The 25466-nt window shown below is 49.5% G+C and carries 25 protein-coding genes and 11 pseudogenes; 14 read left to right on the top strand and 22 right to left on the bottom strand.

The genetic code is table 11. The features are described 5' to 3' along the window. Positions 1–263 precede the first annotated feature (263 nt). The gene (locus ACQGXV_RS12800) at positions 264–1475 is read left to right on the top strand and encodes an IS256 family transposase (RefSeq protein WP_440866582.1); all 1212 of its coding nucleotides are present in this window, start codon (positions 264–266) and stop codon (positions 1473–1475) included. Positions 1476–1520: 45 nt separating this feature from the next. Here the strand turns inward: ACQGXV_RS12800 and ACQGXV_RS12795 are convergent, their stop codons facing one another. After that, positions 1521–2054 (bottom strand): IS630 family transposase, encoded by a 534-nt coding sequence (locus tag ACQGXV_RS12795; protein ID WP_440862665.1) that lies wholly within the window; start codon positions 2052–2054, stop codon positions 1521–1523. Next, positions 1978–2343: an IS630 transposase-related protein gene (locus tag ACQGXV_RS12790; protein ID WP_440862584.1), complete on the bottom strand. Its 366-nt coding sequence runs from the start codon at positions 2341–2343 to the stop codon at positions 1978–1980. The genes ACQGXV_RS12795 and ACQGXV_RS12790 overlap by 77 nt, the downstream gene beginning before the upstream one ends. A 30-nt stretch (positions 2344–2373) precedes the next feature. Here ACQGXV_RS12790 and ACQGXV_RS12785 point away from each other — a divergent pair. After that, positions 2374–3466 (top strand): annotated as a pseudogene (locus ACQGXV_RS12785) (D-serine ammonia-lyase); the annotation flags it as partial. Between the two features lie 21 nt (positions 3467–3487). Here the strand turns inward: ACQGXV_RS12785 and ACQGXV_RS12780 are convergent. Genes ACQGXV_RS12780 through ACQGXV_RS12770 form a run of 3 tightly spaced genes read right to left on the bottom strand, consistent with a single transcriptional unit; the run spans position 3488 to position 5933 of the window. Continuing rightward, on the bottom strand, positions 3488–4366 hold the full coding sequence (locus tag ACQGXV_RS12780; RefSeq protein ID WP_440866581.1) for a metal ABC transporter substrate-binding protein: 879 nt from the start codon (positions 4364–4366) through the stop codon (positions 3488–3490). A 30-nt stretch (positions 4367–4396) separates the two neighbouring features. After that, positions 4397–5239, bottom strand: a complete 843-nt coding sequence (locus ACQGXV_RS12775) for a metal ABC transporter permease (RefSeq protein ID WP_440867405.1) — start codon at positions 5237–5239, stop codon at positions 4397–4399. A 10-nt stretch (positions 5240–5249) separates the two neighbouring features. After that, positions 5250–5933, bottom strand: a complete 684-nt coding sequence (locus tag ACQGXV_RS12770; protein ID WP_440867404.1) for a metal ABC transporter ATP-binding protein — start codon at positions 5931–5933, stop codon at positions 5250–5252. Between the two features lie 346 nt (positions 5934–6279). Between ACQGXV_RS12770 and ACQGXV_RS12765 the strand changes: the two are divergent. After that, positions 6280–7327 (top strand): annotated as a pseudogene (locus ACQGXV_RS12765) (LacI family DNA-binding transcriptional regulator). 200 nt (positions 7328–7527) lie between these two features. Next, positions 7528–7791 (top strand): annotated as a pseudogene (locus ACQGXV_RS12760) (transposase); the annotation flags it as partial. Here ACQGXV_RS12760 and ACQGXV_RS12755 read toward each other — a convergent pair. Together ACQGXV_RS12755 and ACQGXV_RS12750 are read right to left on the bottom strand one after the other, a co-directional pair. After that, positions 7705–8358, bottom strand: coding sequence for an IS630 family transposase (locus ACQGXV_RS12755; RefSeq protein WP_440867403.1), 654 nt, complete (start codon positions 8356–8358; stop codon positions 7705–7707). The pseudogene ACQGXV_RS12760 and the gene ACQGXV_RS12755 sit on opposite strands and share 87 nt — an antisense overlap. Beyond that, positions 8282–8647, bottom strand: coding sequence for an IS630 transposase-related protein (locus tag ACQGXV_RS12750; protein WP_440866580.1), 366 nt, complete (start codon positions 8645–8647; stop codon positions 8282–8284). Before ACQGXV_RS12750 ends, ACQGXV_RS12755 begins: the two co-directional genes overlap by 77 nt. A 36-nt stretch (positions 8648–8683) precedes the next feature. Between ACQGXV_RS12750 and ACQGXV_RS12745 the strand changes: the two are divergent. After that, positions 8684–8911, top strand: a pseudogene (locus tag ACQGXV_RS12745) (transposase); the annotation flags it as partial. A gap of 136 nt (positions 8912–9047) precedes the next feature. On the opposite strand, the gene ACQGXV_RS12740 reads toward ACQGXV_RS12745, so the two are convergent. Further along, positions 9048–9971 (bottom strand): IS5 family transposase, encoded by a 924-nt coding sequence (locus tag ACQGXV_RS12740; RefSeq protein ID WP_440866579.1) that lies wholly within the window; start codon positions 9969–9971, stop codon positions 9048–9050. A 117-nt stretch (positions 9972–10088) separates the two neighbouring features. Here ACQGXV_RS12740 and ACQGXV_RS12735 point away from each other — a divergent pair, with 117 nt between their 5' ends. After that, the gene (locus ACQGXV_RS12735) at positions 10089–10262 is read left to right on the top strand and encodes a hypothetical protein (RefSeq protein ID WP_440864267.1); all 174 of its coding nucleotides are present in this window, start codon (positions 10089–10091) and stop codon (positions 10260–10262) included. Further along, positions 10259–10753, top strand: a complete 495-nt coding sequence (locus ACQGXV_RS12730; protein ID WP_440866578.1) for a helix-turn-helix domain-containing protein — start codon at positions 10259–10261, stop codon at positions 10751–10753. The genes ACQGXV_RS12735 and ACQGXV_RS12730 overlap by 4 nt, the downstream gene beginning before the upstream one ends. Before the next feature lie 37 nt (positions 10754–10790). Here ACQGXV_RS12730 and ACQGXV_RS12725 read toward each other — a convergent pair whose 3' ends face one another. Continuing rightward, entirely contained in the window at positions 10791–11690 is a 900-nt protein-coding gene (locus tag ACQGXV_RS12725) for a transposase family protein (protein ID WP_440862939.1), read from the bottom strand. Between the two features lie 85 nt (positions 11691–11775). Here ACQGXV_RS12725 and ACQGXV_RS12720 point away from each other — a divergent pair. Both ACQGXV_RS12720 and ACQGXV_RS12715 read left to right on the top strand, forming a co-directional pair. Next, positions 11776–12330: pseudogene (locus ACQGXV_RS12720) on the top strand (transposase); the annotation flags it as partial. Positions 12331–12486: 156 nt separating this feature from the next. Then, positions 12487–12750: pseudogene (locus ACQGXV_RS12715) on the top strand (transposase); the annotation flags it as partial. A 26-nt stretch (positions 12751–12776) separates the two neighbouring features. Here the strand turns inward: ACQGXV_RS12715 and ACQGXV_RS12710 are convergent. Both ACQGXV_RS12710 and ACQGXV_RS12705 read right to left on the bottom strand, forming a co-directional pair. Then, positions 12777–13310, bottom strand: a complete 534-nt coding sequence (locus ACQGXV_RS12710; RefSeq protein WP_440867239.1) for an IS630 family transposase — start codon at positions 13308–13310, stop codon at positions 12777–12779. Beyond that, on the bottom strand, positions 13234–13599 hold the full coding sequence (locus tag ACQGXV_RS12705) for an IS630 transposase-related protein (RefSeq protein WP_440862584.1): 366 nt from the start codon (positions 13597–13599) through the stop codon (positions 13234–13236). Before ACQGXV_RS12705 ends, ACQGXV_RS12710 begins: the two co-directional genes overlap by 77 nt. Before the next feature lie 36 nt (positions 13600–13635). Here ACQGXV_RS12705 and ACQGXV_RS12700 point away from each other — a divergent pair. Then, positions 13636–14467, top strand: a pseudogene (locus ACQGXV_RS12700) (IS256 family transposase); the annotation flags it as partial. 20 nt (positions 14468–14487) lie between these two features. On the opposite strand, the gene ACQGXV_RS12695 reads toward ACQGXV_RS12700, so the two are convergent. Both ACQGXV_RS12695 and ACQGXV_RS12690 read right to left on the bottom strand, forming a co-directional pair. Then, positions 14488–15021, bottom strand: coding sequence for an IS630 family transposase (locus ACQGXV_RS12695; RefSeq protein ID WP_440862665.1), 534 nt, complete (start codon positions 15019–15021; stop codon positions 14488–14490). Then, positions 14945–15277: an IS630 transposase-related protein gene (locus ACQGXV_RS12690; protein WP_440867402.1), complete on the bottom strand. Its 333-nt coding sequence runs from the start codon at positions 15275–15277 to the stop codon at positions 14945–14947. The genes ACQGXV_RS12695 and ACQGXV_RS12690 overlap by 77 nt, the downstream gene beginning before the upstream one ends. Before the next feature lie 124 nt (positions 15278–15401). On the opposite strand from ACQGXV_RS12690, the gene ACQGXV_RS12685 reads away from it, so the two are divergent. The 3 genes from ACQGXV_RS12685 (at position 15402) to ACQGXV_RS12675 (ending at position 16417) form a co-directional block, all read left to right on the top strand. Further along, positions 15402–15581 (top strand): transposase, encoded by a 180-nt coding sequence (locus ACQGXV_RS12685; RefSeq protein ID WP_440863673.1) that lies wholly within the window; start codon positions 15402–15404, stop codon positions 15579–15581. Then, complete coding sequence (locus tag ACQGXV_RS12680; RefSeq protein ID WP_440867865.1) at positions 15521–15658, top strand: hypothetical protein; 138 nt, start codon at positions 15521–15523, stop codon at positions 15656–15658. Before ACQGXV_RS12685 ends, ACQGXV_RS12680 begins: the two co-directional genes overlap by 61 nt. Positions 15659–15967: 309 nt before the next feature. Next, the gene (locus tag ACQGXV_RS12675) at positions 15968–16417 is read left to right on the top strand and encodes an IS30 family transposase (protein WP_440866577.1); all 450 of its coding nucleotides are present in this window, start codon (positions 15968–15970) and stop codon (positions 16415–16417) included. Here ACQGXV_RS12675 and ACQGXV_RS12670 read toward each other — a convergent pair. The 3 genes from ACQGXV_RS12670 to ACQGXV_RS12660 all read right to left on the bottom strand — a co-directional run bounded on the left by ACQGXV_RS12670 (position 16403) and on the right by ACQGXV_RS12660 (position 19810). Beyond that, positions 16403–17755 (bottom strand): GntP family permease, encoded by a 1353-nt coding sequence (locus tag ACQGXV_RS12670; RefSeq protein ID WP_440866576.1) that lies wholly within the window; start codon positions 17753–17755, stop codon positions 16403–16405. The two genes, ACQGXV_RS12675 and ACQGXV_RS12670, sit on opposite strands and share 15 nt — an antisense overlap. Positions 17756–18215: 460 nt before the next feature. Continuing rightward, positions 18216–19478: a diaminopimelate decarboxylase gene (gene lysA, locus ACQGXV_RS12665; protein ID WP_440867401.1), complete on the bottom strand. Its 1263-nt coding sequence runs from the start codon at positions 19476–19478 to the stop codon at positions 18216–18218. A gap of 107 nt (positions 19479–19585) precedes the next feature. Then, positions 19586–19810, bottom strand: a complete 225-nt coding sequence (locus ACQGXV_RS12660) for a TOBE domain-containing protein (RefSeq protein ID WP_440866575.1) — start codon at positions 19808–19810, stop codon at positions 19586–19588. Between the two features lie 78 nt (positions 19811–19888). On the opposite strand from ACQGXV_RS12660, the gene ACQGXV_RS12655 reads away from it, so the two are divergent. Further along, a complete protein-coding gene (locus tag ACQGXV_RS12655; RefSeq protein WP_440866574.1) occupies positions 19889–20011 on the top strand; it encodes a hypothetical protein in 123 nt (40 codons plus the stop codon). A 41-nt stretch (positions 20012–20052) separates the two neighbouring features. Here ACQGXV_RS12655 and ACQGXV_RS12650 read toward each other — a convergent pair. The 6 genes and pseudogenes from ACQGXV_RS12650 to ACQGXV_RS12625 form a co-directional block, all read right to left on the bottom strand. After that, positions 20053–20757: pseudogene (locus tag ACQGXV_RS12650) on the bottom strand (ABC transporter ATP-binding protein); the annotation flags it as partial. A 581-nt stretch (positions 20758–21338) separates the two neighbouring features. Next, the gene (locus ACQGXV_RS12645) at positions 21339–22550 is read right to left on the bottom strand and encodes an IS256 family transposase (RefSeq protein WP_440862551.1); all 1212 of its coding nucleotides are present in this window, start codon (positions 22548–22550) and stop codon (positions 21339–21341) included. A 92-nt stretch (positions 22551–22642) separates the two neighbouring features. Then, a complete protein-coding gene (locus ACQGXV_RS12640; RefSeq protein ID WP_440866573.1) occupies positions 22643–23413 on the bottom strand; it encodes a transposase family protein in 771 nt (256 codons plus the stop codon). A 149-nt stretch (positions 23414–23562) separates the two neighbouring features. After that, positions 23563–24219, bottom strand: a pseudogene (locus ACQGXV_RS12635) (ABC transporter permease); the annotation flags it as partial. Positions 24220–24363: 144 nt separating this feature from the next. Beyond that, a pseudogene (locus ACQGXV_RS12630) lies at positions 24364–24501 on the bottom strand (ABC transporter permease); the annotation flags it as partial. Between the two features lie 20 nt (positions 24502–24521). After that, positions 24522–25459 (bottom strand): annotated as a pseudogene (locus tag ACQGXV_RS12625) (ABC transporter permease). Positions 25460–25466: the final 7 nt, after the last annotated feature.

The raw sequence follows: 25466 nt of genomic DNA, 5'->3' as shown, positions 1-25466 counted from the left end.
TTTACTTCAATCACCGAAACACCCTTATTTCACTATTAAGCAGGCTTTGTTGAATAATTTAACCGTTTGATTTACATCTTCTTTAGTTAGAATGCATTTACAGAGAATGTATTTTGTTAGAACGACAAATCAAATAGTTAGCACAATAAAAAGCATTCCGAGAGGAAAAATTAGTCGTTGAAATTTTATAATGCTTATATAAAGAGACTGTAAAATAATCTGTGTAAATGGCATTTTGAGGAAAACCTTCAAAGGATAACAAAATGCCTATCAGCAACGAACTTATTGACCAACTGCTTCAAGATTGTCACTCCCCTCAGGATCTGCTGGGTGAATCAGGCCTACTCAAGGTGCTGACTAAAAGACTGGCGGAACGGGTTCTTGAAGCTGAGATGGAGATGCACCTTGGGTATGCTAAGCATGACCCGGCTGGTAATCATTCAGGCAACTCACGCAATGGCAAGACATCCAAGAGCGTACGTAGCCAAAATGGGGAGATCGAGCTCGATATTCCGCGCGACCGCAACAGTACCTTCGAGCCGACACTGATCGGTAAGCACGAAAAACAGCTTAACGGCTTCGATGACCGCATTATTTCTCTCTATTCCAGAGGGTTATCAACCCGTGATATTCAGGCACACTTTAAAGAAGTCTACGGGGTCGATGTTTCCGCTGGCTTCATTTCTCAAGTGACCAATGCTGTGATGGATGACGTTAAGCGCTGGCAGCAACGGCCGCTGGATGCGCTTTATCCCATTGTTTACCTTGACTGTATTGTTGTCAAAAGCCAGGACGGCGGAGCCGTGGCCAACAAGTCTGTTTATCTGGCCCTCGGCGTCAACGGCCAGGGCGAAAAAGAGCTGCTGGGGCTATGGATAGCCAAAACTGAGGGGGCCAAGTTCTGGTTATCTGTGATGACAGAACTGAAAAATCGTGGGCTAAAGGACATCTTCGTCGCCTGCTGCGATGGCCTGAAAGGCTTTCCTGATGCCATTGAAGCTGTTTACCCGCATACGCGGGTACAGCTCTGCATTGTGCATCAGGTGCGGAACTCGCTGCGCTACGTCGGCTGGAAAGAGCGTAAGGCCGTTGCTGCTGACCTGCGCACCATCTATAGTTCCGCAACGCTAGAGGGCGCTGAAGAGGCCCTGGATGCCTTCGCGGCCAAATGGGATGAACAGTTCCCGACGATCAGCCCGTCGTGGAGAAATAATTGGGAACGTCTCATCGTCATTTTTGACTTTCCGCCGGAGATCCGCAAGGTTATCTACACCACCAACGCGATAGAGTCGTTAAATGCTTCATTGCGCAAGATAACGAAAACGCGACGAATATTTCCAACGGATGACTCGGTGATAAAATTACTCTATCTAGCCTTGCATAATATCTCTGCTAAATGGACCTTGCCAATCAGAGACTGGAAACCTGCTATGAGCCAATTCATGTTGATGTATGGAGAACGAATCTCCGGTTAAGCAATGGAGCCATTTACACAAAATTCTTTACAGACTCAATTTTGATTACACCATATGGACTGAGAACAAACTCTCTGTATCGCAACCCATCTCTCTTTTTTTGCTTTTTGCTTGTGCCCATTTATGCTCAATTGGGTTAAGATCTGGCGAATATGTAGGCAAATACTCCACCATATACCCTGCATCGATGATGACTTGTTGAATATTATGTTTTTTGTGAAAAGTGGCATTGTCCATCATGATTACACTGTTTTTAGGGAGTACTGGGATAAGGACTTGTGTGACCCAGGCATAGAAAACATCGCTGTTAATATTGATATCAAATAATCCGATAGCAAACAGCGTTGTGCCTAATAAAGCGCCGATAACATTTGTTCTTCCCCTAGCTCCCCAGTTCTTCAGGCCAAAACACCGTTGACCTTTTGGGGAATAGCCGTGAGTCCGTGGGGCATCGTGTGAAAAACCACTTTCATCAATAAAAACAATAGGTTTACCTTCTTTTTCATACTGTTGTTTTTTTTGTTGAAATCCCTGCCGGGCGTTTTCGTCGGCTTTCGGATGACGTAGAGTTTTTTTTATAGGTCAATCCCAGCTTTTTAAGCGCTTGCCAAATGGCCTTCTGACAAACGCCAAAACGCTCTGCACGTTCTTTTTGGTAAGCATCTGGATATTGTTCAACATCTTTTATCAACTCGGATTTATCGATCTTTCGCTGACGCGTGGTCGATGCTTTTGACTCTATTTGATTAATCCAACGCGATACAGAGGCAGGGCCAATCCGAAATTGCTTCGCTGTTTCTCGGATACTCAACCCTTCGTTTTTCCGTGTAGATATCACTTTACGTCTAAAATCAATTGAATAGCTCATTTAAATAATGTAATCAAAATTAAGTCGTTTAGCTATATGGTTGACATCGCCGCGATGCAAACCGCGCTGGATGCGCGTTATGGCAAGGTATTACCCGGCAAACTGTGGCTGAAAAAAGACAGCCACCTGCCGATTTCCGGTTCGATCAAAGCGCGCGGCGGTATCTATGAAGTGCTGGTACACGCGGAGCAATTGGCGTTACAGGCGGGATTGATTGCTCCCACCGATGACTATCGTCAACTGGCAAGCGAAGCCGCGCGGCACTTCTTTAGCCAATACCGCATTGCCGTGGGGTCGACCGGCAATCTCGGTATGTCGATCGGGATTATGGGGGCGACCCTGGGCTTCAACGTCTCGGTACACATGTCGGCGGATGCGCGCCAATGGAAAAAGGACAGATTGCGCGCACACGGCGTTGACGTCGTGGAATATCAACAGGATTACGGGGTTGCCGTCGCACAAGGGCGCAAAGCCGCGCAGGACGATCCCTACTGCTTTTTTATTGATGACGAGAATTCACACTCGCTGTTTCTTGGCTATGCGGTTGCCGGTGACCGGCTCAAAGCCCAGTTTGCTGAACGTGGCATGGTGGTCGATGCGGATCATCCCCTGTTTGTCTACCTGCCGTGCGGCTTGGGCGGTGGGCCGGGCGGGGTGGCGTTCGGTCTGAAGCTGGCATTTGGCGATCACGTACACTGTATTTTTGCTGAGCCGACGCACTCGCCCTGTATGCTGCTGGGCGTGTACACCGGCCTGCACGACGGCATTGCGGTGCAGGATTTGGGTATCGACAACCTGACCGCTGCCGATGGGCTGGCGGTGGGGCGTCCATCCGGTTTTGTTGGACGTGCCATGGCGCGGCTGATTGACGGGTACTACACCCTGAGCGACGACGAAATGTATCGCTTGTTGGCGATGTTGGCGCACACCGAAACGCTCTGTTTGGAACCCTCGACGTTGGCCGGAATGGCCGGGCCGCGTAGCGGGCAACGCGGAATACCTGTCGCGCTTGTCGTTATCCGCGTCGGCGATGCAACAGGCAACGCATCTGGTGTGGGCGACGGGCGGTGGCATGGTGCCTGATGCCGAGATGCAGAAATATCTGGCGCACGGGGCGAAATAGCCCACGCGCCAGATGCCCTGTTTACTTCATGCTGGCGGCAAGGGTGTCCACATTGTGTTTGAACGCGGCGGTGTAGCTGGCGGCCGGGCCCGTGCTGTCGGTTAACGCTTCCGGGTAGAGTTCACCGCCCGGCTGTGCGCCGCTGGCGTTAGCTATCTGTTTCACCAAACGAGGATCGGTCTGGTTCTCGATAAAGTAGCTGGCGACCTTCTCTTGCTTGATCTGGCGGATGAGCGTGGCAACCTGTTTACTGCTGGCTTCCGCTTCCGTTGAAAAACCCAGCGGTGCCAGGAAGGTTACGCCATAGGCCTGGCTGAAATAGCCAAACGCATCGTGGCTGGTGAGCACTTTGCGTTTTTCGGGCGCAATGGCGGCGAAGGTTTTCTTGGCATAATCATCCAGCGCCTGAAGCTGTTGAATATAGGCTTTTCCCTGCTGGCGAAAATAGTCAGCATCCTGCGGTGCCGCACTGGCTAGCGCATCGATGATATTCTGCGCGTAGATAACCCCATTCGCAGCGCTGTTCCAGGCGTGCGGATCGGTCTGGGTTTTTCCCTCTTCTTCCATCGCCAACGTGTGGATGCCTTGCGAGGCGGTCACCACTTTCCCTTGATAACCGGAAGCGGATACCAGACGTGTCAGCCAGCCCTCCAGACCCAGCCCGTTAACAAAAACCAGATCTGCGCTCGCCAGCGTTTTGCTGTCTTGCGGTGAGGGTTCGAATTCATGGGGATCGCTGTTGGGCTTAACCAAATCGGTAACGATGATGCGATCGCCGCCAATGTGGCTGACCATATCGCCTAAAACGGAAAAGCTAGCGACAACCTGCAACGGCTTCGCCATCGCAAACGTGCTGAATAACATGCTGGAAAGTGCCAGTGCGATAACAGGGTGTTTCATGATGTCCTCATTGATGATATGTGGATGATATTAGCGGCGCAGGCGAAACATGCCGCCCTCAGCGCCGAAAGCGGCCGAGAACGCAAAAAATAGCGTGGCGGTCAGGATGATGGCGGGCCCGGCGGGCAGTGAGGCATAGTAGGACCACAGCAGGCCGATAAGGCTGGATGCGATACCCACCAGTACCGAGACTGCCAGCATGACCGGCAAACGGGCTGTCCAGAAGCGGGCGCAGGTCGCGGGTAGCATCATCATGCCGACTGTCATCAGCGTGCCCAGTAGTTGAAACCCAGCCACCAGATTGAGCACCACCAATGCGAGAAATAATGCGTGGATCAGCGTGCGTCCTCGCGGTGAGGCGAGTTGCATAAAGGTGGCATCAAACGATTCGATCACCAGCGCACGATAGAGCCACGCCAACAGCAGTATCGAGGCCGAACAGATCAGGCCGATATCGATCAGTGCGCCGCGATCGACCGCCAAAATTGATCCAAACAGCAGGTGCAACAGATCGACGCTGGAGCCGCGCAGTGACACTAACGTGACGCCGAGCGCCAGCGAACCCAGATAGAGTCCGGCGAAGCTGGCGTCCTCTTTTAATGTCGTGTTGCGGCTGACAAAACCGGAAAGCAGCGCCACGGTCAGTCCAGCGATAAATCCGCCGGTTCCCATTGCCAACAGCGACATGCCAGAGAGCAGATACCCGATGGCGACGCCGGGCAATATCGCGTGCGACAGCGCATCGCCGATCAAACTCATGCGGCGTAGCAACAAAAAGCAACCTAACGGTGTGGCACTGAGCGTAAGCGCGATACATCCCACCAGCGCGCGCCGCATAAACCCGAATTCCACCAGCGGTGAAAGGAGAATCATTGTCATCATATTACCGCCCTGACTCGCGCCTGCGCGCCGCGGTGAATATATCGTGGGTTGCGCCCCAGCGATGTCCTGCGGCGCTGAGCTGTAGCACCAGCGGAAAATGGCGCTCGACAATGTCACGATCGTGCAGCACCGCCAGAATGGTGCATCCTTGCTGATGACGTTGGTGGATCAACGCCAGCAGAGCCTGCGTTGTTTCGGCATCTACGCCGGTAAACGGCTCGTCCAGCAGCAGCACTGGCGCATCCATCAGCAGCAGGCGGGCAAACAGGACGCGCTGTAGCTGGCCTCCCGATAGATGGCCGATAGGGCGAGTGGCGAACGCGGTCATTGCGACTGCCTCCAGCGCGGCATACGCACTGCGCCGCCAGCTACTATTGAGGCCACCGAACAGACCGCGTTGCGGCAGGCTGCCCATCAGCACCAACTCCATGACGCTCAACGGAAACTGGCGATCGAACTCCGACAGCTGTGGCAAATAGCCAATGCGCGGCAGAGTGTTGCCATCGTGCGTCAGCGAGCCTACCAAGGGGGGGATCAGTCCGGCAAGGGTTTTTAACAGCGTCGATTTACCGCTGCCGTTTTCACCGACGATGGCTGTCAACGAACCTGCGTTGAAGCTGCCACTCAGCGTGCCCAGCGGCGAAGAGGACGTGTAGCCAAATGTGACGTTATGCACTGCGATCATGGCAGCGATACCCCCCAGACGACCAGCGCCCATAACAATGCTAACAGCGCCAACGCAATGCTGATGCGCGTCCAGGCGGAAAGATAATAGAATCTCACTCGCAAGTGCCATACAGAGAGAATGTATTATTATGTTATAATATAACAAAAAAATGCTAGCAGAAAGGCGTAAGAGAATGTGACATGGCGGCTTTAGCGCCTGTCTGTGTGCAAATGTTCTCGTGGTTGTTATTGCGTTAACCCTCGACAGTGTAGAGATAAGCGGTAGGAAAGGGGGCTGATGCGTTGAGTGATGTATTGCTAAAACAGTCTATCGTGAGCCCCGCAAACACAGGGATGAAGGAATAATGGCAACATTAAAGGATATTGCGGAGTGTGCAGGCGTCTCTATCCAGTACGGTTTCTCGTGTATTAAATGGCACTGCGCCGATCAGTGCCAAAGTCAAACAGCAGATCCTGGCGATTGCCACAGAACAGGGCTATCCGCTGCATAAATTGGCGAAACCGGTGGCGGAAGCCTTGGATCCCTTGCGCCATGTTCTGCTGGCAGCACCGCGCAACCTGATGCTGGAGAGTGATTACAATCTGGTTTCCCTGTCATTGATCAATGCGCTCAAAACCTTGTGCTTACAGCGCAATATACGGATGCTCCCATTTCTCTCGGAGCATGAGGCCATGACGGAAGATCAAATGATTGCATCGCTGCAAGGTGTGCGACAGAGTGGCATTGTGATCGTCAATGACGCGCATATCCCCTTATTGCAGGCGGTGGTGAAAAGTGGAATACCTGCCGTATTGATCAACGGTGAAGATCCCGCCATGTGTTTAAACCGCGTCACACCGGCTAATTATTCCGCCGCTGCTTGTGCCGTTCGTCATCTGATAGAACACGGGCACCGGCGAATTCTGCATTTAACCTGGTCGTCGTGCATCACCATTAAGCAGCGGGAGCGCGGTTACCGTGATGCTTTGCTGGAGGCAGGGATTGCTGTCGATGAGTCACTGATTCTTGCTTTGCCTGATTTTCACTCCCTTACTGCACGCGATGCCATGCTGCGTTGGCTTTCCGCACATGCTGACCGCCTTGGTGTGACCGCGATTTTTTGCGCGGCGGACAATCAGGCGGTGGGGGGAGTGGATGCGTTGGCGCAGCGTGGCATTCGCGTTCCGAATGATATGTCGTTGGTGGGAATGGATAATATCTTGCCGCTGGATATGCTGCCGGTGTCACTGACCACGGTGCACATGCCGCTTGATGCGGTTGCCAGAGCCGCACTGCAACTATTAACCCAGCAGTTGGTTCCCGCACAGTCGCTGGGGGTGACACAATATGTTGAATTGGCTGGGCATTTGGTGGTGAGAGAGTCGGTGAAATGTCTTAACGCACTCGCCTGATGCTCGCTAAAAGCGTGAAGCGGTGGCCGCGATCAGCGCATCTATTGCAAGACGTAAGCAGGGCAACATTACTGGCGTTGCCCGCCATAAGGCATGAATGGGCAAATGTCCGGCAATAACCTCGTCCAGCACGCTAACCAGGAGAGTGTAAAAAGATCTGTGTAAATGGCATTTTGAGGAAAACCTTCAGAGGACAAAAAATGCCTATCAGCAACGAACTTATTGACCAACTGCTTCAGGATTGCCACTCCCCTCAGGAGCTTCTGGGTGAATCAGGCCTACTCAAGGAGCTGACTAAATGACTGGCGGAACGGGTTCTTCAAGCTGAGATGGAGATACACCTTGGGTATGCTAAGCATGACCCGGCTGGTAATAATTCAGGCAACTCCCGCAATGGCAAGACATCCAAGAGCGTACGTAGCCAAAATGGGGCGCTCGAGCTCGATATTCCGCGCGACCGCAACAGTATAGCCAAGCGACTTAATTTTGATTACACCATATGGACTGAGAACAAACTCTCTGTATCGCAACCCATCTCTCTTTTTTTGCTTTTTGCTTTTTGCTTGTGCCCATTTATGCTCAATTGGGTTAAGATCTGGCGAATATGTAGGCAAATACTCCACCATATACCCTGCATCGATGATGACTTGTTGAATATTATGTTTTTTGTGAAAAGTGGCATTGTCCATCATGATTACACTGTTTTTAGGGAGTACTGGGATAAGGACTTGTGTGACCCAGGCATAGAAAACATCGCTGTTAATATTGATATCAAATAATCCGATAGCAAACAGCGTTGTGCCTAATAAAGCGCAGATAACATTTGTTCTTCCCCTAGCTCCCCAGTTCTTCAGGCCAAAACACCGTTGACCTTTTGGGGAATAGCCGTGAGTCCGTGGGGCATCGTGTGAAAAACCACTTTCATCAATAAAAACAATAGGTTTACCTTCTTTTTCATACTGTTGTTTTTTTTGTTGAAATCCCTGCCGGGCGTTTTCGTCGGCTTTCGGATGACGTAGAGTTTTTTTTATAGGTCAATCCCAGCTTTTTAAGCGCTTGCCAAATGGCCTTATGACAAACGCCAAAACGCTCTGCACGCTCTTTTTGGTAAGCATCTGGATATTGTTCAACATCTTTTATCAACTCGGATTTATCGATCTTTCGCTGACGCGTGGTCGATGCTTTTGACTCTATTTGATTAATCCAACGCGATACAGAGGCAGGGCCAATCCGAAATTGCTTCGCTGTTTCTCGGATACTCAACCCTTCGTTTTTCCGTGTAGATATCACTTTACGTCTAAAATCAATTGAATAGCTCATTTAAATAATGTAATCAAAATTAAGTCGTTTAGCTATACCTTCGAGCCGACACTGATCGGTAAGCACGAAAAGCAGCTTAACGGCTTCGATGACCGCATTATTTCTCTCTATTCCAGAGGGCTATCAACCCGTGATATTCAGGCTCACTTTAAAGAAGTCTACGGGGTCGATGTTTCCGCTGGCTTCATTTCTCAAGTGACCAATGCCGTGATGGATGACGTTAAGCGCTGGCAGCAACGGCCGCTGGATGCGTTTTATCCCATTAAACTAGTTGCTGAATAGAGACTTGCATTTTTTGTCAGGCTATTGAGAATAAAAAGAGGTTTAACTTAGAGAATAAAGGTGGCTTTGTTGAATAAATCAGAATTAGCCGACAGGATGACTCCCTCTGCTACACCTGTTATCCGATCCTGACGCTGTGTGGCATAACCAACAACGTCATACGATTCAGCGCTTTGACCATCGCCATGGCTTCACCCACCTGAGCATCGTAGTCACGCAGGCTCAGGTGGCCACCCAGCAAAGTTTTTATGCGGAACATCGCTGTTTCTGCCACTGAACGCCGGTGATAACCCACTTTCTTTTTCCACATATCATTACTCCCGCTCAGACGCTGATTCGCCACCGCATGGTTACGTTCATAGTACTTGTCCGGCCAGTATTTCGCTCCGCTTCGCGGCGGGATAAGGGGCCTGATTTTCTTTCTCAGCAACGCATCGTGGCAGTAACGGGCGTCATAAGCACCGTCTGCTGACACTTCCCTGATTTTCCGGTGGGTTTGGTTAATCAGGCCCGGCAGTGCCTGCGCATCTGTCGTTCCGCTGAGCGATAAGTCGGCACAGATAATCTCATGCGTCGCACTGTCTGCTGCCAGATGAAGCTTGCGCCACACTCTTCGTCTGTCAGCCCCATGCTGCCTGACTTTCCATTCACCTTCGCCAAAGACCTTCAGACCGGTACTGTCGATGACCAGATGCGAGATTTCACCACGCGTTGGCGTTTTTATGCTGATACTGACGGTTTTTGCCCGCCGACTGACCAGAGAGTAGTCCGGGCAGCGCAGTGGCAGGCTCATCAGTGTAAAAACCGAGTCGACAAAGCCCTGTAATGCCCGGAGCGACAGGTTAAACACGCGCTTTATCATCAAAACCGTGGTAACAGCCATATCGGTGTAGTAAAGCGGCCGACCACGACCTTCAGGCGAAGCACTGTCAGTCCATGCAGCGATGGCCGACTCATCAAGCCAGACCGTCAGGGAGCCGCGTTGTCTGAGTGCTTTGTTGTAGGTGGGCCAGTTGGTGATTTTAAACTTTTGCTTTGCCATGGGGAGCTGCTATCGGGAGCGATGATAGTGCTCTGATCCGGCGATCCCCTGAAAGTTCGATTTATTCAACAAAGCCGCCTCTATCCTGAACAGATTCAGCAGTGGAAGGACGAGTTTATGCAGCCAGGTCAGCGTGCAGAAAGAGCCTTAATAAAGAAACAACAAAAAGAAATTCAGCAGCTTAATCGTGAAATAGCCCGCAAGGACAAAGCCCTCGCCGAAGCGGCGGCACTGCTCATCCTGGAAAAAAAGCTCAAGGCGTTCTTCGACGAAGAACGCGAGGTCGAATGACGCGCACAGCCGACAGGTTACGGCTGATGAAGATGCTGGAGGAGGCTGCCACTGCCGGCGTCCGGCAAAGCGATGCCTGCAGGTCTGTAGGTATTAGCGAGCGGACGTTCCAGCGCTGGCGGCTAAGTCCTGACGACCGGCGACCGACGGCATCACGGCCGATGCCGAAAAACAGGCTCAGTGCTGAAGAGGAACAGCAGGTGCTGGCCATCTGCCATGAGCCACGATTCGCCAGTCTGTCGCCGGCGCAAATCGTACCGGCACTAGCCGATGAGGGGCGTTACGTTGCCAGTGAATCGACGTTTTACCGGGTGTTGCGCCGTGCCGGAGAGGTCAGTCATCGCGGGCGTCAGCAGGCCCCGCAAAGTAAGCCGCTGTCGACATGGAAGGCGATCGCGCCGAACCAGGTGTGGTCGTGGGACATCACCTGGCTGAAGTCGCTGACGGCGGGTCACTGGTTCTACCTGTATCTCATTAAGCGTGTTGCTTAATAGTGAAATAAGGGTGTTTCGGTGATTGAAGTAAATTTTATGCTGTTCTGAGATGGAAATTCCAAAGACCGGCGCTAAGGAGTAAGAAGGTATCATCAATAAAGGGTCTACGATTCCGTAAAATTTGGGTCATGCAACCGAGGCGCTTGATACCCGCGATGGCGTGTTCAACTGTAATACGGATGCCCGAGATTATTTTATTTTCTTGTTTTTGTTCAGGCGATAAAGGTCTTTTTCGAGTTCCTTTTTTTGGGATTTGTGTATTAGGATGCTGTTTATCTATACCTTGAAAACCGGTATCTGCCCAGATGGTTACCTCAGGAGGAATATGGCGAATTATATCGACTTTATCGAGTAAGCGTTTATCGTGACGGCGCCCATTTTTGCTCATGGGGATAAATCCAATTTGCCTTGTTTCGTCAGTCATAATAAGCCCTTTTCGAGTGGTCTGTCTTTTCTTTCCCGAATACATTTTTTTTCGCCGACGCAGATTCTTAGGCTTTTGGACAGGTCGCTCTGTCCCATCAATAAAGACGTCTTTAACTCCAGGAAAGGCGCGAAAAAATTCCTCAGCAGAGCGAATTTGACGAGCGGGCAAAACACATTCTCGCCCCAAGGTCATCTCTAAAACCGGCAATAATATTTTTACCCAGCGACATACCCGTGTTCTATCTAAACCAAAAAGAAGTCCTTGCAAATCATAGGTCGGATAACATTTTAAATACAATAAAATAAAAAGCAGTTTATCTAATGGGGTTGGGATAAATCCTTTCTGCCCTGCACCCATCTGCCGCTCGTGATCTTTTCGATTCTTTTTCCGATAAATCAAATAACAAGCTGAAAATTCAGCGGCTAAATTTTTCAATTCTTCGACTGATAATCCAATGATTGCTTTACATAAACGATTATCTCGTAACAACCGCTCTTTGTTGATCATTTCAAACCTTTATTCTCTAAGTTAAACCTCTTTTTATTCTCAATAGCCTGACAAAAAATGCAAGTCTCTATTCAGCAACTAGTTTATAGAAGATGTGTTCAGTCGCAAAATAGTGGGTTATGAGGTGTACCCGGTCGAAAGCGGCGAGTATGCAGCAGAACTGCTGAAGCGAACGGTGCTGAGCGAGCGCTGCTGGCAGGAGCCGCTGGTACTGCATGCGGATAACGGTGCACCGATGAAGTCACAGGTGCTGCAGGTGAAGCTTGCGGAGCTGAAGATAACCCCGTCACACAGTCGGCCGCGGGTAAGCAACGACAACGCCCACGTGGAATCGCTGTTCAGGATGCTGAAATACGTGCCTGCATGGTCTGAAAAAGGCTTTGCAACGCTGGAAGATGCGCGAGCCTGGGTGGAAACCTTCGTCGGCTGGTACAACGAGGAACATCGCCATAGCGGTATCCGGTATGTCACGCCGGGCCAGCGGCACAGAGGCGAAGACAGCCAGTTGCTGGTAAAGCGAAAATCGGTGTATGAGGCAGCAAAAATGCAGAACCCGCATCGTTGGTCAGGGCCAACAAGAAACTGGGAGCGGCAGGACGAAGTGTGGCTAAATCCGGAACGGGAAAAACAGGCCGTATGAATCAACTGGGGCGACAACTACCTTGACACGCACCGTGAACACGCCATCGCGGGTATCAAGCGCCTCGGTTGCATGACCCAAATTTTACGGAATCGTGAGACTGTAAAATAATCTGTGTAAATGGCATTTTGAGGAAAACCTTCAAAGGATAACAAAATGCCTATCAGCAACGAACTTATTGACCAACTGCTTCAAGATTGTCACTCCCCTCAGGATCTGCTGGGTGAATCAGGCCTACTCAAGGTGCTGACTAAAAGACTGGCGGAACGGGTTCTTCAAGCTGAGATGGAGATGCACCTTGGGTATGCTAAGCATGACCCGGCAGGTAATCATTCAGGCAACTCCCGCAATGGCAAGACATCCAAGAGCGTACGTAGCCAAAATGGGGAGATCGAGCTCGATATTCCGCGCGACCGCAACAGTATAGCCAAGCGACTTAATTTTGATTACACCATATGGACTGAGAACAAACTCTCTGTATCGCAACCCATCTCTCTTTTTTTGCTTTTTGCTTGTGCCCATTTATGCTCAATTGGGTTAAGATCTGGCGAATATGTAGGCAAATACTCCACCATATACCCTGCATCGATGATGACTTGTTGAATATCATGTTTTTTGTGAAAAGTGGCATTGTCCATCATGATTACACTGTTTTTAGGGAGTACTGGGATAAGGACTTGTGTGACCCAGGCATAGAAAACATCGCTGTTAATATTGATATCAAATAATCCGATAGCAAACAGCGTTGTGCCTAATAAAGCGCCGATAACATTTGTTCTTCCCCTAGCTCCCCAGTTCTTCAGGCCAAAACACCGTTGACCTTTTGGGGAATAGCCGTGAGTCCGTGGGGCATCGTGTGAAAAACCACTTTCATCAATAAAAACAATAGGTTTACCTTCTTTTTCATACTGTTGTTTTTTTTGTTGAAATCCCTGCCGGGCGTTTTCGTCGGCTTTCGGATGACGTAGAGTTTTTTTTATAGGTCAATCCCAGCTTTTTAAGCGCTTGCCAAATGGCCTTCTGACAAACGCCAAAACGCTCTGCACGTTCTTTTTGGTAAGCATCTGGATATTGTTCAACATCTTTTATCAACTCGGATTTATCGATCTTTCGCTGACGCGTGGTCGATGCTTTTGACTCTATTTGATTAATCCAACGCGATACAGAGGCAGGGCCAATCCGAAATTGCTTCGCTGTTTCTCGGATACTCAACCCTTCGTTTTTCCGTGTAGATATCACTTTACGTCTAAAATCAATTGAATAGCTCATTTAAATAATGTAATCAAAATTAAGTCGTTTAGCTATACCTTCGAGCCGACACTGATCGGTAAGAACGAAAAACAGCTTAACGGCTTCGATGACCGCATTATTTCTCTCTATTCCAGAGGGTTATCAACCCGTGATATTCAGGCACACTTTAAAGAAGTCTACGGGGTCGATGTTTCCGCTGGCTTCATTTCTCAAGTGACCAATGCTGTGATGGATGACGTTAAGCGCTGGCAGCAACGGCCGCTGGATGCGCTTTATCCCATTGTTTACCTTGACTGTATTGTTGTCAAAAGCCAGGACGGCGGAGCCGTGGCCAACAAGTCTGTTTATCTGGCCCTCGGCGTCAACGGCCAGGGCGAAAAAGAGCTGCTGGGGCTATGGATAGCCAAAACTGAGGGGGCCAAGTTCTGGTTATCTGTGATGACAGAACTGAAAAATCGTGGGCTAAAGGACATCTTCGTCGCCTGCTGCGATGGCCTGAAAGGCTTTCCTGATGCCATTGAAGCTGTTTACCCGCATACGCGGGTACAGCTCTGCATTGTGCATCAGGTGCGGAACTCGCTGCGCTACGTCGGCTGGAAAGAGCGTAAGGCCGTTGCTGCTGATCTGCGCACCATCTATATAGCCAAGCGACATTATTTTGATAACAGCCAGCTATGCTTCTTTGCCGCATATCAGGGCATAGGATGTAATCATTTTTAAGTCGGTTGGCTATAGTTCCTCAACGCTAGAGGGCGCTGAAGAGGCCCTGGATGCCTTCGCGGCCAAGTGGGATGAGCAGTTCCCGACGATCAGCCCGTCGTGGAGAAATAATTGGGAACGTCTCATCGTCATTTTTGACTTTCCGCCGGAGATCCGCAAGGTTATAGCCAAGCGACTTAATTTTGATTACACCATATGGACTGAGAACAAACTCTCTGTATCGCAACCCATCTCTCTTTTTTTGCTTTTTGCTTGTGCCCATTTATGCTCAATTGGGTTAAGATCTGGCGAATATGTAGGCAAATACTCCACCATATACCCTGCATCGATGATGACTTGTTGAATATTATGTTTTTTGTGAAAAGTGGCATTGTCCATCATGATTACACTGTTTTTAGGGAGTACTGGGATAAGGACTTGTGTGACCCAGGCATAGAAAACATCGCTGTTAATATTGATATCAAATAATCCGATAGCAAACAGCGTTGTGCCTAATAAAGCGCCGATAACATTTGTTCTTCCCCTAGCTCCCCAGTTCTTCAGGCCAAAACACCGTTGACCTTTTGGGGAATAGCCGTGAGTCCGTGGGGCATCGTGTGAAAAACCACTTTCATCAATAAAAACAATAGGTTTACCTTCTTTTTCATACTGTTGTTTTTTTTGTTGAAATCCCTGCCGGGCGTTTTCGTCGGCTTTCGGATGACGTAGAGTTTTTTTTATAGGTCAATCCCAGCTTTTTAAGCGCTTGCCAAATGGCCTTCTGACAAACGCCAAAACGCTCTGCACGTTCTTTTTGGTAAGCATCTGGATATTGTTCAACATCTTTTATCAACTCGGATTTATCGATCTTTCGCTGACGCGTGGTCGATGCTTTTGACTCTATTTGATTAATCCAACGCGATACAGAGGCAGGGCCAATCCGAAATTGCTTCGCTGTTTCTCGGATACTCAACCCTTCGTTTTTCCGTGTAGATATAGCTAAGCGACATTATTTTGATAACAGCCAGCTATGCTTCTTTGCCACATATCAGGGCATCGGCTGTAATCATTTTTAAGTCGGTTGGCTATATGCTTACCTCATAATTTTTATAGGTGCCAAAATGAGTAAAATAATTACTGCTGAATTTAAATGTGAAACCGCCAAATTAGTCCTTGACCAAAATTATATCTACCAGGAAGCCGCGAAAGCCATGAACGTCAGTCTTTCAGCGATTAGCCGGTGGGTAAGAGCCCTTCGTTTAGAACGTCAAGGGAAAACATCGCCTGGTCTGCCATTATAGCCAAGCGACATTATTTTGATAACAGCCAGCTATGCTTCTTTGCCGCATATCAGGGCATAGGATGTAATCATTTTTAAGTCGGTTGGCTATATCACTTTACGTCTAAAATCAATTGAATAGCTCATTTAAATAATGTAATCAAAATTAAGTCGTTTAGCTATATCAGCAACTTCCTCATCAGGGAAAACGTTACAGGTACAATGCCGAAAACCTCAAATCAGGCCCTATTCCCAACCGTGTTGGTATTGAGTATCGCCCAGCTCAAGCCGAGCTTAAACAAGAGCCTGGCCACTTCGAAATTGACACTATAGCCAACCGACTTAAAAATGATTACATCCTATGCCCTGATATGCGGCAAAGAAGCATAGCTGGCTGTTATCAAAATAATGTCGCTTGGCTATATTTTTGGCAAAGACCAGAAGTCATTCTTGTTAACCATCGTAGATAAAGCATTGAAAACCGTCATCATTCGCAAACTGCCTAATAAGCGTGCGGAGACTGTGGTTGCTGCTTTCAGGGACATTGAAGCTAATACCTTTTGCAAGTTTAAGACCCTAACAGCTGATAACGGCCCTGAATTCGCTCTGCACGAGCAAATTACTCAAATCACAGGGGCGCAGGTCTACTTTGCCCATCCTTATCATTACTGGGAGAGGGGCTTGAATGAGCACACCAACGGGCTGATACGACGTTTTTACCCAAAGGGAACACACTTCAGTCAGGTCAGTCATCGTAAGATTGCCGAACTCGAACACATACTCAATACAAGGGGCAGAAAATCGCTGGGCTATCGTTCCCCCAATGAGGTATTTTTAACGCACTTACTGGTGGCATAACACTCTACCGTTTTGTTGCGTTTCGAGTGGGAATGGTGCATACAGCACGGTAGCGACAAGGGTCATGGTGCCACCGACAATCGCTTCGTAAGGCAGCAGGCCCATACGCTGTCTGATGGTCATGTTCATGCTCTGCGCTGTAACGTGGAAATAGTTGCCCTGCGGCAAGGAGTCGATAACGGTCGCACCGGTATGCACCATGACCGCAGAGGCAATCGGCGCAATGCCGATAGTGGCGATGGCGTTACCGAAGGTCCCGGTCGCCAGAATGGTCCCGGTGGAGGTGGACGCCGTGGCTGCCGCCATCAAAATACCGGAGATAGGTGCGAGGAAGGTGCCGGAAATACCCATGAGGTCAATCAGTTGTACCACCTGAGCAGACAGATTGGAGGCAGCGATCAGGCCCGCAATTGCACCTGCACCAATCAGGATAAGCACGGTGGCGGTCATTTTTTCCAGACCGGAAGCAGTGTAGGCAATCACCTTGTGCTTTTGCCCCATGGCAATCAGCCCGACGATACCGGCAATCGGCAATACATACATGGCATCCAGCTTGAACGCGGTCAGCGCGCTGATGTGAAAAATGGAACCAATCGGGTTTATCATCAATAAGATAACGGCAACCGCTGGCGCGACGATGGCCTTGCCCAACATCGGGTAGGTTTTGTCATTTTTCGCGCTCTGGGTGCCGTAGGCTGCGGCGGCTTCTTCACCACTTACCATGATCCCTTTATTTTTCAACATTGAGGCGACAACGACAGTCATAATCAAACCGAATACAGCAGAAATAAAACCGGCGATCATTACATCGCTTAAATTCAGGTAAAAACCGTTTGCTGCGGCAATGGTATTGGGGTTCGGCGATATAATATTCCCAGCTTTACCGCCGTTGGAAAGCGCCAGTAATAATGCCAGTTTGGAAATCCCCATTTTATTACCCACCGATAACGCAATCGGTGCAACAATTAATACGGCAACGGGGATAAATATGCCCACCGCAGTGATGATCATGGTGGCCAGTGCCAGCGCTAAAATCGCTTTGCTCTCCCCCATCTTCCTCACAATGGCCTGAGCGATGGTTTCTGCCGCGCCCGATTCCATCATCACGCCAGCCAGTACACCCGCAGCCAGCACGCGGATCACCGTGCCCATTACACTCTGCGTGCCAGATGTCAGCAGCCCGATGGTCTGTTCAAGATTCCCCCCGCCGATCACCGCACCGAGAATGGCGCCGAGGAACAAGGAGTACACGGGATTAATTTTTTTCAGGATGAGCGCAATGGCAATAAAAAGACCAATCAACGCCCCGTACCATGCCAAGGGTTCTATGGTATGCATAATGAGACCTCTTATATTTTATATGTCTTCGACAATAGGGTGCTAATGCAAATACATTCCTGGTGGAATCTGCATTATTTAATGTGGTAATAAATTACGCTGTTCTAAATAATTTTCTTTGGGAAAAAATCAGAACCGATAAATAATTCCTTATCACATGCTCTTATGGATTGGGAATTATTCTATGACTTGGCAATAAAATAACCTATGTGTCGCAACACGAAAAAACTGGGCATTTGTATAAATATTTTTGTGTTGCAGAACAAGAAAGCGAGAGGTTTATCACATTGCACAGGGAGGAGGGGCGGATTCAGACTGATGACAAAGCCACTTTACTTCGTCATCCCCGGCGAAAGCCGCGGATCTCGGCCAGAAGAAACGCGTTTCACCAGCAAGAGATTCTCGTCTTCGCGGGAATGACTGTGGGAGTAGGCTGTTTGCCTGCAACCATAAAGGACGGTTACAGGGCCTCGAGCGCCAGCAATTCTTCGATGCTCTGACGGCGGCGAATCAGACGTGCTTCACCGTCTTCGAACAACACTTCCGGCAGCAGGGTGCGGCTGTTGTAGTTGGAAGACATAGAGGCACCGTAAGCCCCGGTGTCGTGGAACACCAGATAGTCGCCGACCTGTACCGCAGGTAACGCCACCGTTTCCACGCCGCCGCCAGCCTGTTGCGTAAACACATCACCGGATTCACACAATGGCCCTGCCACTACGGTATCGCGCAACGGTGCGCCAGCGAGAGAACGCTCATCTGCCGGCAACAACGAAATGTGGTGATAGCTACCGTACATGGCGGGGCGCATCAAATCGTTAAACCCGGCATCCACCAACACGAAGTGACGGCTACCCATATTTTTGACGGCATGCACCTGCGCCACTAAGACGCCAGACTCCGCCACCAGAAAACGTCCCGGTTCGATTTCCAGCGTCACGGGGTGACCAAGGTGCGTCTCAATACGCTGACGCGCTGCGTGCCACAGGCCAAAGTAGTGCTCAGTATCAATAACCGGTTCACCCGCGCGATAAGGAATGGAAAGCCCGCCGCCTGCGGAAATGGCCTCAACATCCTGACCAAACTCAACCACCTGACGCACCATGGCATCACACACTTGCTCCAGATGGCCGTAGTCCACGCCGGAACCGATATGCATATGAATGCCGACCAGCTTCAAGGAGTAGCGCTGGATTTGTGCCAGCGCCAGTGGTAAATCGGCATACCAGATACCGTGTTTGCTGTTCTCACCGCCGGTGTTGGTTTTCTGGCTGTGACCGTGACCAAACCCCGGATTGACGCGCAACCACACCGGATGACCCGGCTGGGCTGCCCCCAACTGCGCCAGAATATCCACTGAACCGGCGTTAACCGGAATATTCAGTTCCACCACGCGTGCCAGCGTCGGCGCATCCAGCATGTCAGAGGTGAACACAATCTCATGATCTGCCGTACCCGGCACAAAGCCGGCCACCAGAGCACGCTCAATTTCCCCCAGCGATACCGAATCCACTTTTACACCTTGTGCCCGCATCAGACGCAGAATATGGGTGTTGGAGCAGGCTTTTTGCGCAAAACGGATGGTGTCAAACTGACAGAGTTGTGCGATACGCGCCACAATGGTGTGCGCATCATACGCCCACACCGGACATCCAAAACGAGCAGGTAATTCACGCAGGCTATGCGCGTTAAGCGCGTGGGTAAGGTCATTCAGATCGTACGGCATAGGGGTTCCGTGCAAAAAAAGGGAGCAATGACCACACGGTAACGGGCTGCACCGATTTAAACAAATATCGGTTTTCGCATACTCTATTCATACATGATATGGGTTGGCTAAGCCACTTCACGCAGCGCGTCAGCAGTAATATGCACGCCCACTACACTGCCCGCATGGTACAAATCGCCCGGTGCACGATTCAGTACATCCACAGCCAGCTCTACGCCATTCACCACGATACGGTATCGCACCACGTTCCCTAACAGGCTGTGGTTAAGGATCTTCCCAGCAATGCCCTGTTCAGGTGCGCCCAGCGTGATAGATTCAGGGCGAAGTGCCACCTGACCAGTGAAGTGTTCTCCCGTCAACTGTTGCGCTTGCGCGGCACTCAGCAGGTTATATAGCTAAGCGACATTATTTTGATAACAGCCAGCTATGCTTCTTTGCCACATATAGCCAACCGACTTAAAAATGATTACAGCCGATGCCCTGATATATGGCAAAGAAGCATAGCTGGCTGTTATCAAAATAATGTCGCTTAGCTATATCAGGGCATCGGCTGTAATCATTTTTAAGTCGGTTGGCTATAGCTGCCGATAAAGCTGGCGGCAAACAGATTGGCAGGCTGGGTATACAGCGATACCGCATCGCCATCCTGTACAATTTCCCCCTTGTTCATCAGCACGATACGATCGGAGAGCGTCAGCGCCTCTTCCTGATCGTGGGTAACAAAGATGGCCGTCAGATTCAGTTCACGCTGAATGCGACGGATTTGTTCACGCAGGTGGCGACGAATACGGGCATCCAGCGCGGAAAGCGGATCGTCCAGTAACAGCAAACGCGGGCGCGTAACCAACGAACGCGCCAGAGCCACGCGCTGACACTGACCGCCAGAAAGCTGATGTGGATAACGGTGGGCAAATTCATTCAGTTCCACCAGCGCCAGCACCTCGGCCACCCGCTGGCGAATCTCCCCTGCGCCGAGCTTCTGCATTTTTAACCCAAACGCCACGTTCCCTTCTGCCGTCATATTGGGGAACAGCGCGTAGTTCTGGAACACCATGCCAATGCCGCGCTTTTGCGGAGACACCGGCACGATATCCTGTCCCTGTAACAGGATCTGTCCGCTGTCCACGGGCGTCAAACCAGCCAGACAACGCAACAGCGTCGATTTGCCGCAGCCACTCGGCCCCAGCAGGGTAACAAACGCCCCTTCTGCCGCTGAGAAATCGATATTAAGCGTGTTGCTTAATAGTAAAATAAGGGTGTTTCGGTGATTGAAGTAAATTTTACGCTGTTCTGAGATGGAAATTCCAAAGACCGGCGCTAAGGAGTAAGAAGGTATAGCCAACCGACTTAAAAATGATTACATCCTATGCCCTGATATAGCCAACCGACTTAAAAATGATTACATCCTATGCCCTGATATGCGGCAAAGAAGCATAGCTGGCTGTTATCAAAATAATGTCGCTTGGCTATATGCGGCAAAGAAGCATAGCTGGCTGTTATCAAAATAATGTCGCTTGGCTATATGCGGCAAAGAAGCATAGCTGGCTGTTATCAAAATAATGTCGCTTGGCTATATCATCAATAAAGGGTCTACGATTCCGTAAAATTTGGGTCATGCAACCGAGGCGCTTGATACCCGCGATGGCGTGTTCAACTGTAATACGGATGCGGCTTTGTTGAATAATTTAACCGTTTGATTTACATCTTCTTTAGTTAGAATGCATTTACAGAGAATGTATTTTGTTAGAACGACAAATCAAATAGTTAGCACAATAAAAAGCATTCCGAGAGGAAAAATTAGTCGTTGAAATTTTATAATGCTTGAGTCTGTAAAGAATTTTGTGTAAATGGCTCCATTGCTTAACCGGAGATTCGTTCTCCATACATCAACATGAATTGGCTCATAGCAGGTTTCCAGTCTCTGATTGGCAAGGTCCATTTAGCAGAGATATTATGCAAGGCTAGATAGAGTAATTTTATCACCGAGTCATCCGTTGGAAATATTCGTCGCGTTTTCGTTATCTTGCGCAATGAAGCATTTAACGACTCTATCGCGTTGGTGGTGTAGATAACCTTGCGGATCTCCGGCGGAAAGTCAAAAATGACGATGAGACGTTCCCAATTATTTCTCCACGACGGGCTGATCGTCGGGAACTGTTCATCCCATTTGGCCGCGAAGGCATCCAGGGCCTCTTCAGCGCCCTCTAGCGTTGCGGAACTATAGATGGTGCGCAGGTCAGCAGCAACGGCCTTACGCTCTTTCCAGCCGACGTAGCGCAGCGAGTTCCGCACCTGATGCACAATGCAGAGCTGTACCCGCGTATGCGGGTAAACAGCTTCAATGGCATCAGGAAAGCCTTTCAGGCCATCGCAGCAGGCGACGAAGATGTCCTTTAGCCCACGATTTTTCAGTTCTGTCATCACAGATAACCAGAACTTGGCCCCCTCAGTTTTGGCTATCCATAGCCCCAGCAGCTCTTTTTCGCCCTGGCCGTTGACGCCGAGGGCCAGATAAACAGACTTGTTGGCCACGGCTCCGCCGTCCTGGCTTTTGACAACAATACAGTCAAGGTAAACAATGGGATAAAGCGCATCCAGCGGCCGTTGCTGCCAGCGCTTAACTTCATCCATCACAGCATTGGTCACTTGAGAAATGAAGCCAGCGGAAACATCGACCCCGTAGACTTCTTTAAAGTGTGCCTGAATATCACGGGTTGATAACCCTCTGGAATAGAGAGAAATAATGCGGTCATCGAAGCCGTTAAGCTGTTTTTCGTGCTTACCGATCAGTGTCGGCTCGAAGGTACTGTTGCGGTCGCGCGGAATATCGAGCTCGATCTCCCCATTTTGGCTACGTACGCTCTTGGATGTCTTGCCATTGCGTGAGTTGCCTGAATGATTACCAGCCGGGTCATGCTTAGCATACCCAAGGTGCATCTCCATCTCAGCTTCAAGAACCCGTTCCGCCAGTCTTTTAGTCAGCACCTTGAGTAGGCCTGATTCACCCAGCAGATCCTGAGGGGAGTGACAATCTTGAAGCAGTTGGTCAATAAGTTCGTTGCTGATAGGCATTTTGTTATCCTTTGAAGGTTTTCCTCAAAATGCCATTTACACAGATTATTTTACAGTCTCTAATGCTTATATAAATCAGTATCTTAAATTATTCAACAAAGCCTACGGATGCCCGAGATTATTTTATTTTCTTGTTTTTGTTCAGGCGATAAAGGTCTTTTTCGAGTTCCTTTTTTTGGGATTTGTGTATTAGGATGCTGTTTATCTATACCTTGAAAACCGGTATCTGCCCAGATGGTTACCTCAGGAGGAATATGGCGAATTATATCGACTTTATCGAGTAAGCGTTTATCGTGACGGCGCCCATTTTTGCTCATGGGGATAAATCCAATTTGCCTTGTTTCGTCAGTCATAATAAGCCCTTTTCGAGTGGTCTGTCTTTTCTTTCCCGAATACATTTTTTTTCGCCGACGCAGATTCTTAGGCTTTTGGACAGGTCGCTCTGTCCCATCAATAAAGACGTCTTTAACTCCAGGAAAGGCGCGAAAAAATTCCTCAGCAGAGCGAATTTGACGAGCGGGCAAAACACATTCTCGCCCCAAGGTCATCTCTAAAACCGGCAATAATATTTTTACCCAGCGACATACCCGTGTTCTATCTAAACCAAAAAGAAGTCCTTGCAAATCATAGGTCGGATAACATTTTAAATACAATAAAATAAAAAGCAGTTTATCTAATGGGGTTGGGATAAATCCTTTCTGCCCTGCACCCATCTGCCGCTCGTGATCTTTTCGATTCTTTTTCCGATAAATCAAATAACAAGCTGAAAATTCAGCGGCTAAATTTTTCAATTCTTCGACTGATAATCCAATGATTGCTTTACATAAACGATTATCTCGTAACAACCGCTCTTTGTTGATCATTTCAAACCTTTATTCTCTAAGTTAAACCTCTTTTTATTCTCAATAGCCTGACAAAAAATGCAAGTCTCTATTCAGCAACTAGTTTATTGTGAAACACCTTGGTGGGCCCGTAGTGTTTATTGAGCTGTTTTACATCAAGATAGGGCATATCAGGATTTCTCCCGGTTAAGAATATTGGCCAGCCAGGTCACCAGCAGCACGACGAGGAAATAGGAGATCACCAGCGCACTGGTAAAGTGTCCGCTGTCGTTACGTTTGTTGTAGAGATACACCTGCAACGTTTCAAAGCGGGTGCCTACCAGCAGGTTGGCAAACACAAACTCGCCAATCAGGAAAGAGAACGAGAGCAATACCGCGATCATCACGCCTTTACGCAAATTAGGCAGCACCACCCACAGCGCCGCTTGCCAAGTACTGGCACCCAATAAATGCGCCGCATCGAGCAGCTCTTTGAGGTTAATCGCCTGAATGTTGTTGGAAATGGCGCGATAGATAAAAGGCAGCGCGATAGCAAAGTATCAGCCGATCAGAATCCAGGGCGTGCCGGTAATGGCGAGTGGGCCTGAGGAATAGAGCTGCAACAATCCGACGGAAGAGACCACCGGTGGCACCGAGAACGGCAGCAAAATCAGCACGTTCATCACCCCATCCAAACGCGGAAACCGTCAGGCGATAACAAACATCGCGGGCAACACCAGCAGCAGTGAAAACAGCAGTGCGCCAAAACAGATCAGCAGCGAATGGCCCAATGCCACCAAAAACCGGCTGTCGCCCCACAGGGCAATAAACCACTTTAGGCTGTGTCCCTTAATTGCACTATAGATGAAAAATCGTACAAAGCAGGCTGTTTTTGACAGTAAAAAAAACCAAAATCAGTCCAAAAAACGAACAGATTCGATGTGTTTTTCTCATTTCCAATCAGTGAAAATTAATTAAGGGACACAGCCTAGCGTCACGCCGTTAGGCAGAATGGTGGCGCCCCACTCTGTCGCCAGCGCATAGCCCAAGGTGGCGAGCAGCGGCAACAGCAGAATCAGCAGCACCAGTAATACCACCGTCTGATGGTAGCGCCGTTCAAAGGATGGCATGGCAGCCTCCGGTCAGGGGATTACGGCGCAGCATGGAGATAACTCCGCCGCAGCAACCACTGGTGGACAACGGTAATCAGCGCCATCAGCAGTACCAGCAGCACGGAAAGCGCGCGGCCAAGATTAGGATCCAGGGTGATATCCCCGGCAACCAGCGCGGCAATACGTATCGGCACCACGTTGAAGTTACCCGTTGTGAGCGCGTAAATGGTGGCGTAAGCCCCGAGCGCATTGGCAAGCAGAATAACAAAGGTGCCGAGCAGCGCGGGGGTCAACACCGGAATGCCGATGTGCAGTCAGAAGCGCCAGCGCGGTGCGCCTAGCAACGCCGCCGACTCTTGCCATTCCGTGCGCAGCCCGTCAAACGCGGGATAGAGCAACAATATCCCCAGAGGGATCTGAAAATAGGTGTATATCAGGATCAAGCCGTCGCGGGAGTAAATGTTGAACCCGTCGATCACGCCATATTTTTTCAGCAATAAGGTAAAAAAAACCGTTCAGCCCCACCATAATCACGAAGGCAAAGGCCAGCGGAACACCCGCAAAGTTGCTGGTCATATTGGCAAAGGACAACACGAAGCGTTGCAAACGCCCCGTCCCCAGTTGGCGCAACGAGTAGCCGCCAATCAGGGCGATAATGACGCCATAGAAGCTGGACCAAAACGAGATATCCAGTGAAAAACGGATCGCCTGAAGATAAAACGGCGAAGAAAGGATATCGGTATAGCCAAGCGACATTATTTTGATAACAGCCAGCTATGCTTCTTTGCCGCATATCAGGGCATAGGATGTAATCATTTTTAAGTCGGTTGGCTATATAGTTCGCCAGCCCCCACGCCTCTTCCGTTTGGCTGTAAAAGCTGTTCACCAGGATCCAGATAAGCGGTGCTATCTGGAACGCAAAAAAGACGGCAAAAAACGGCAACAGGATCCCTGCAACCAGCCAGTTTTTTCTCACGCGTTAT

Source organism: Symbiopectobacterium purcellii (assembly GCF_052050035.1).
Classification (GTDB): Bacteria; Pseudomonadota; Gammaproteobacteria; order Enterobacterales; family Enterobacteriaceae; genus Symbiopectobacterium; species Symbiopectobacterium purcellii_A.
The sequence above is the reverse complement of the archived record's forward strand: the minus strand, read 5'-3'. Positions and strand labels throughout refer to the sequence as shown.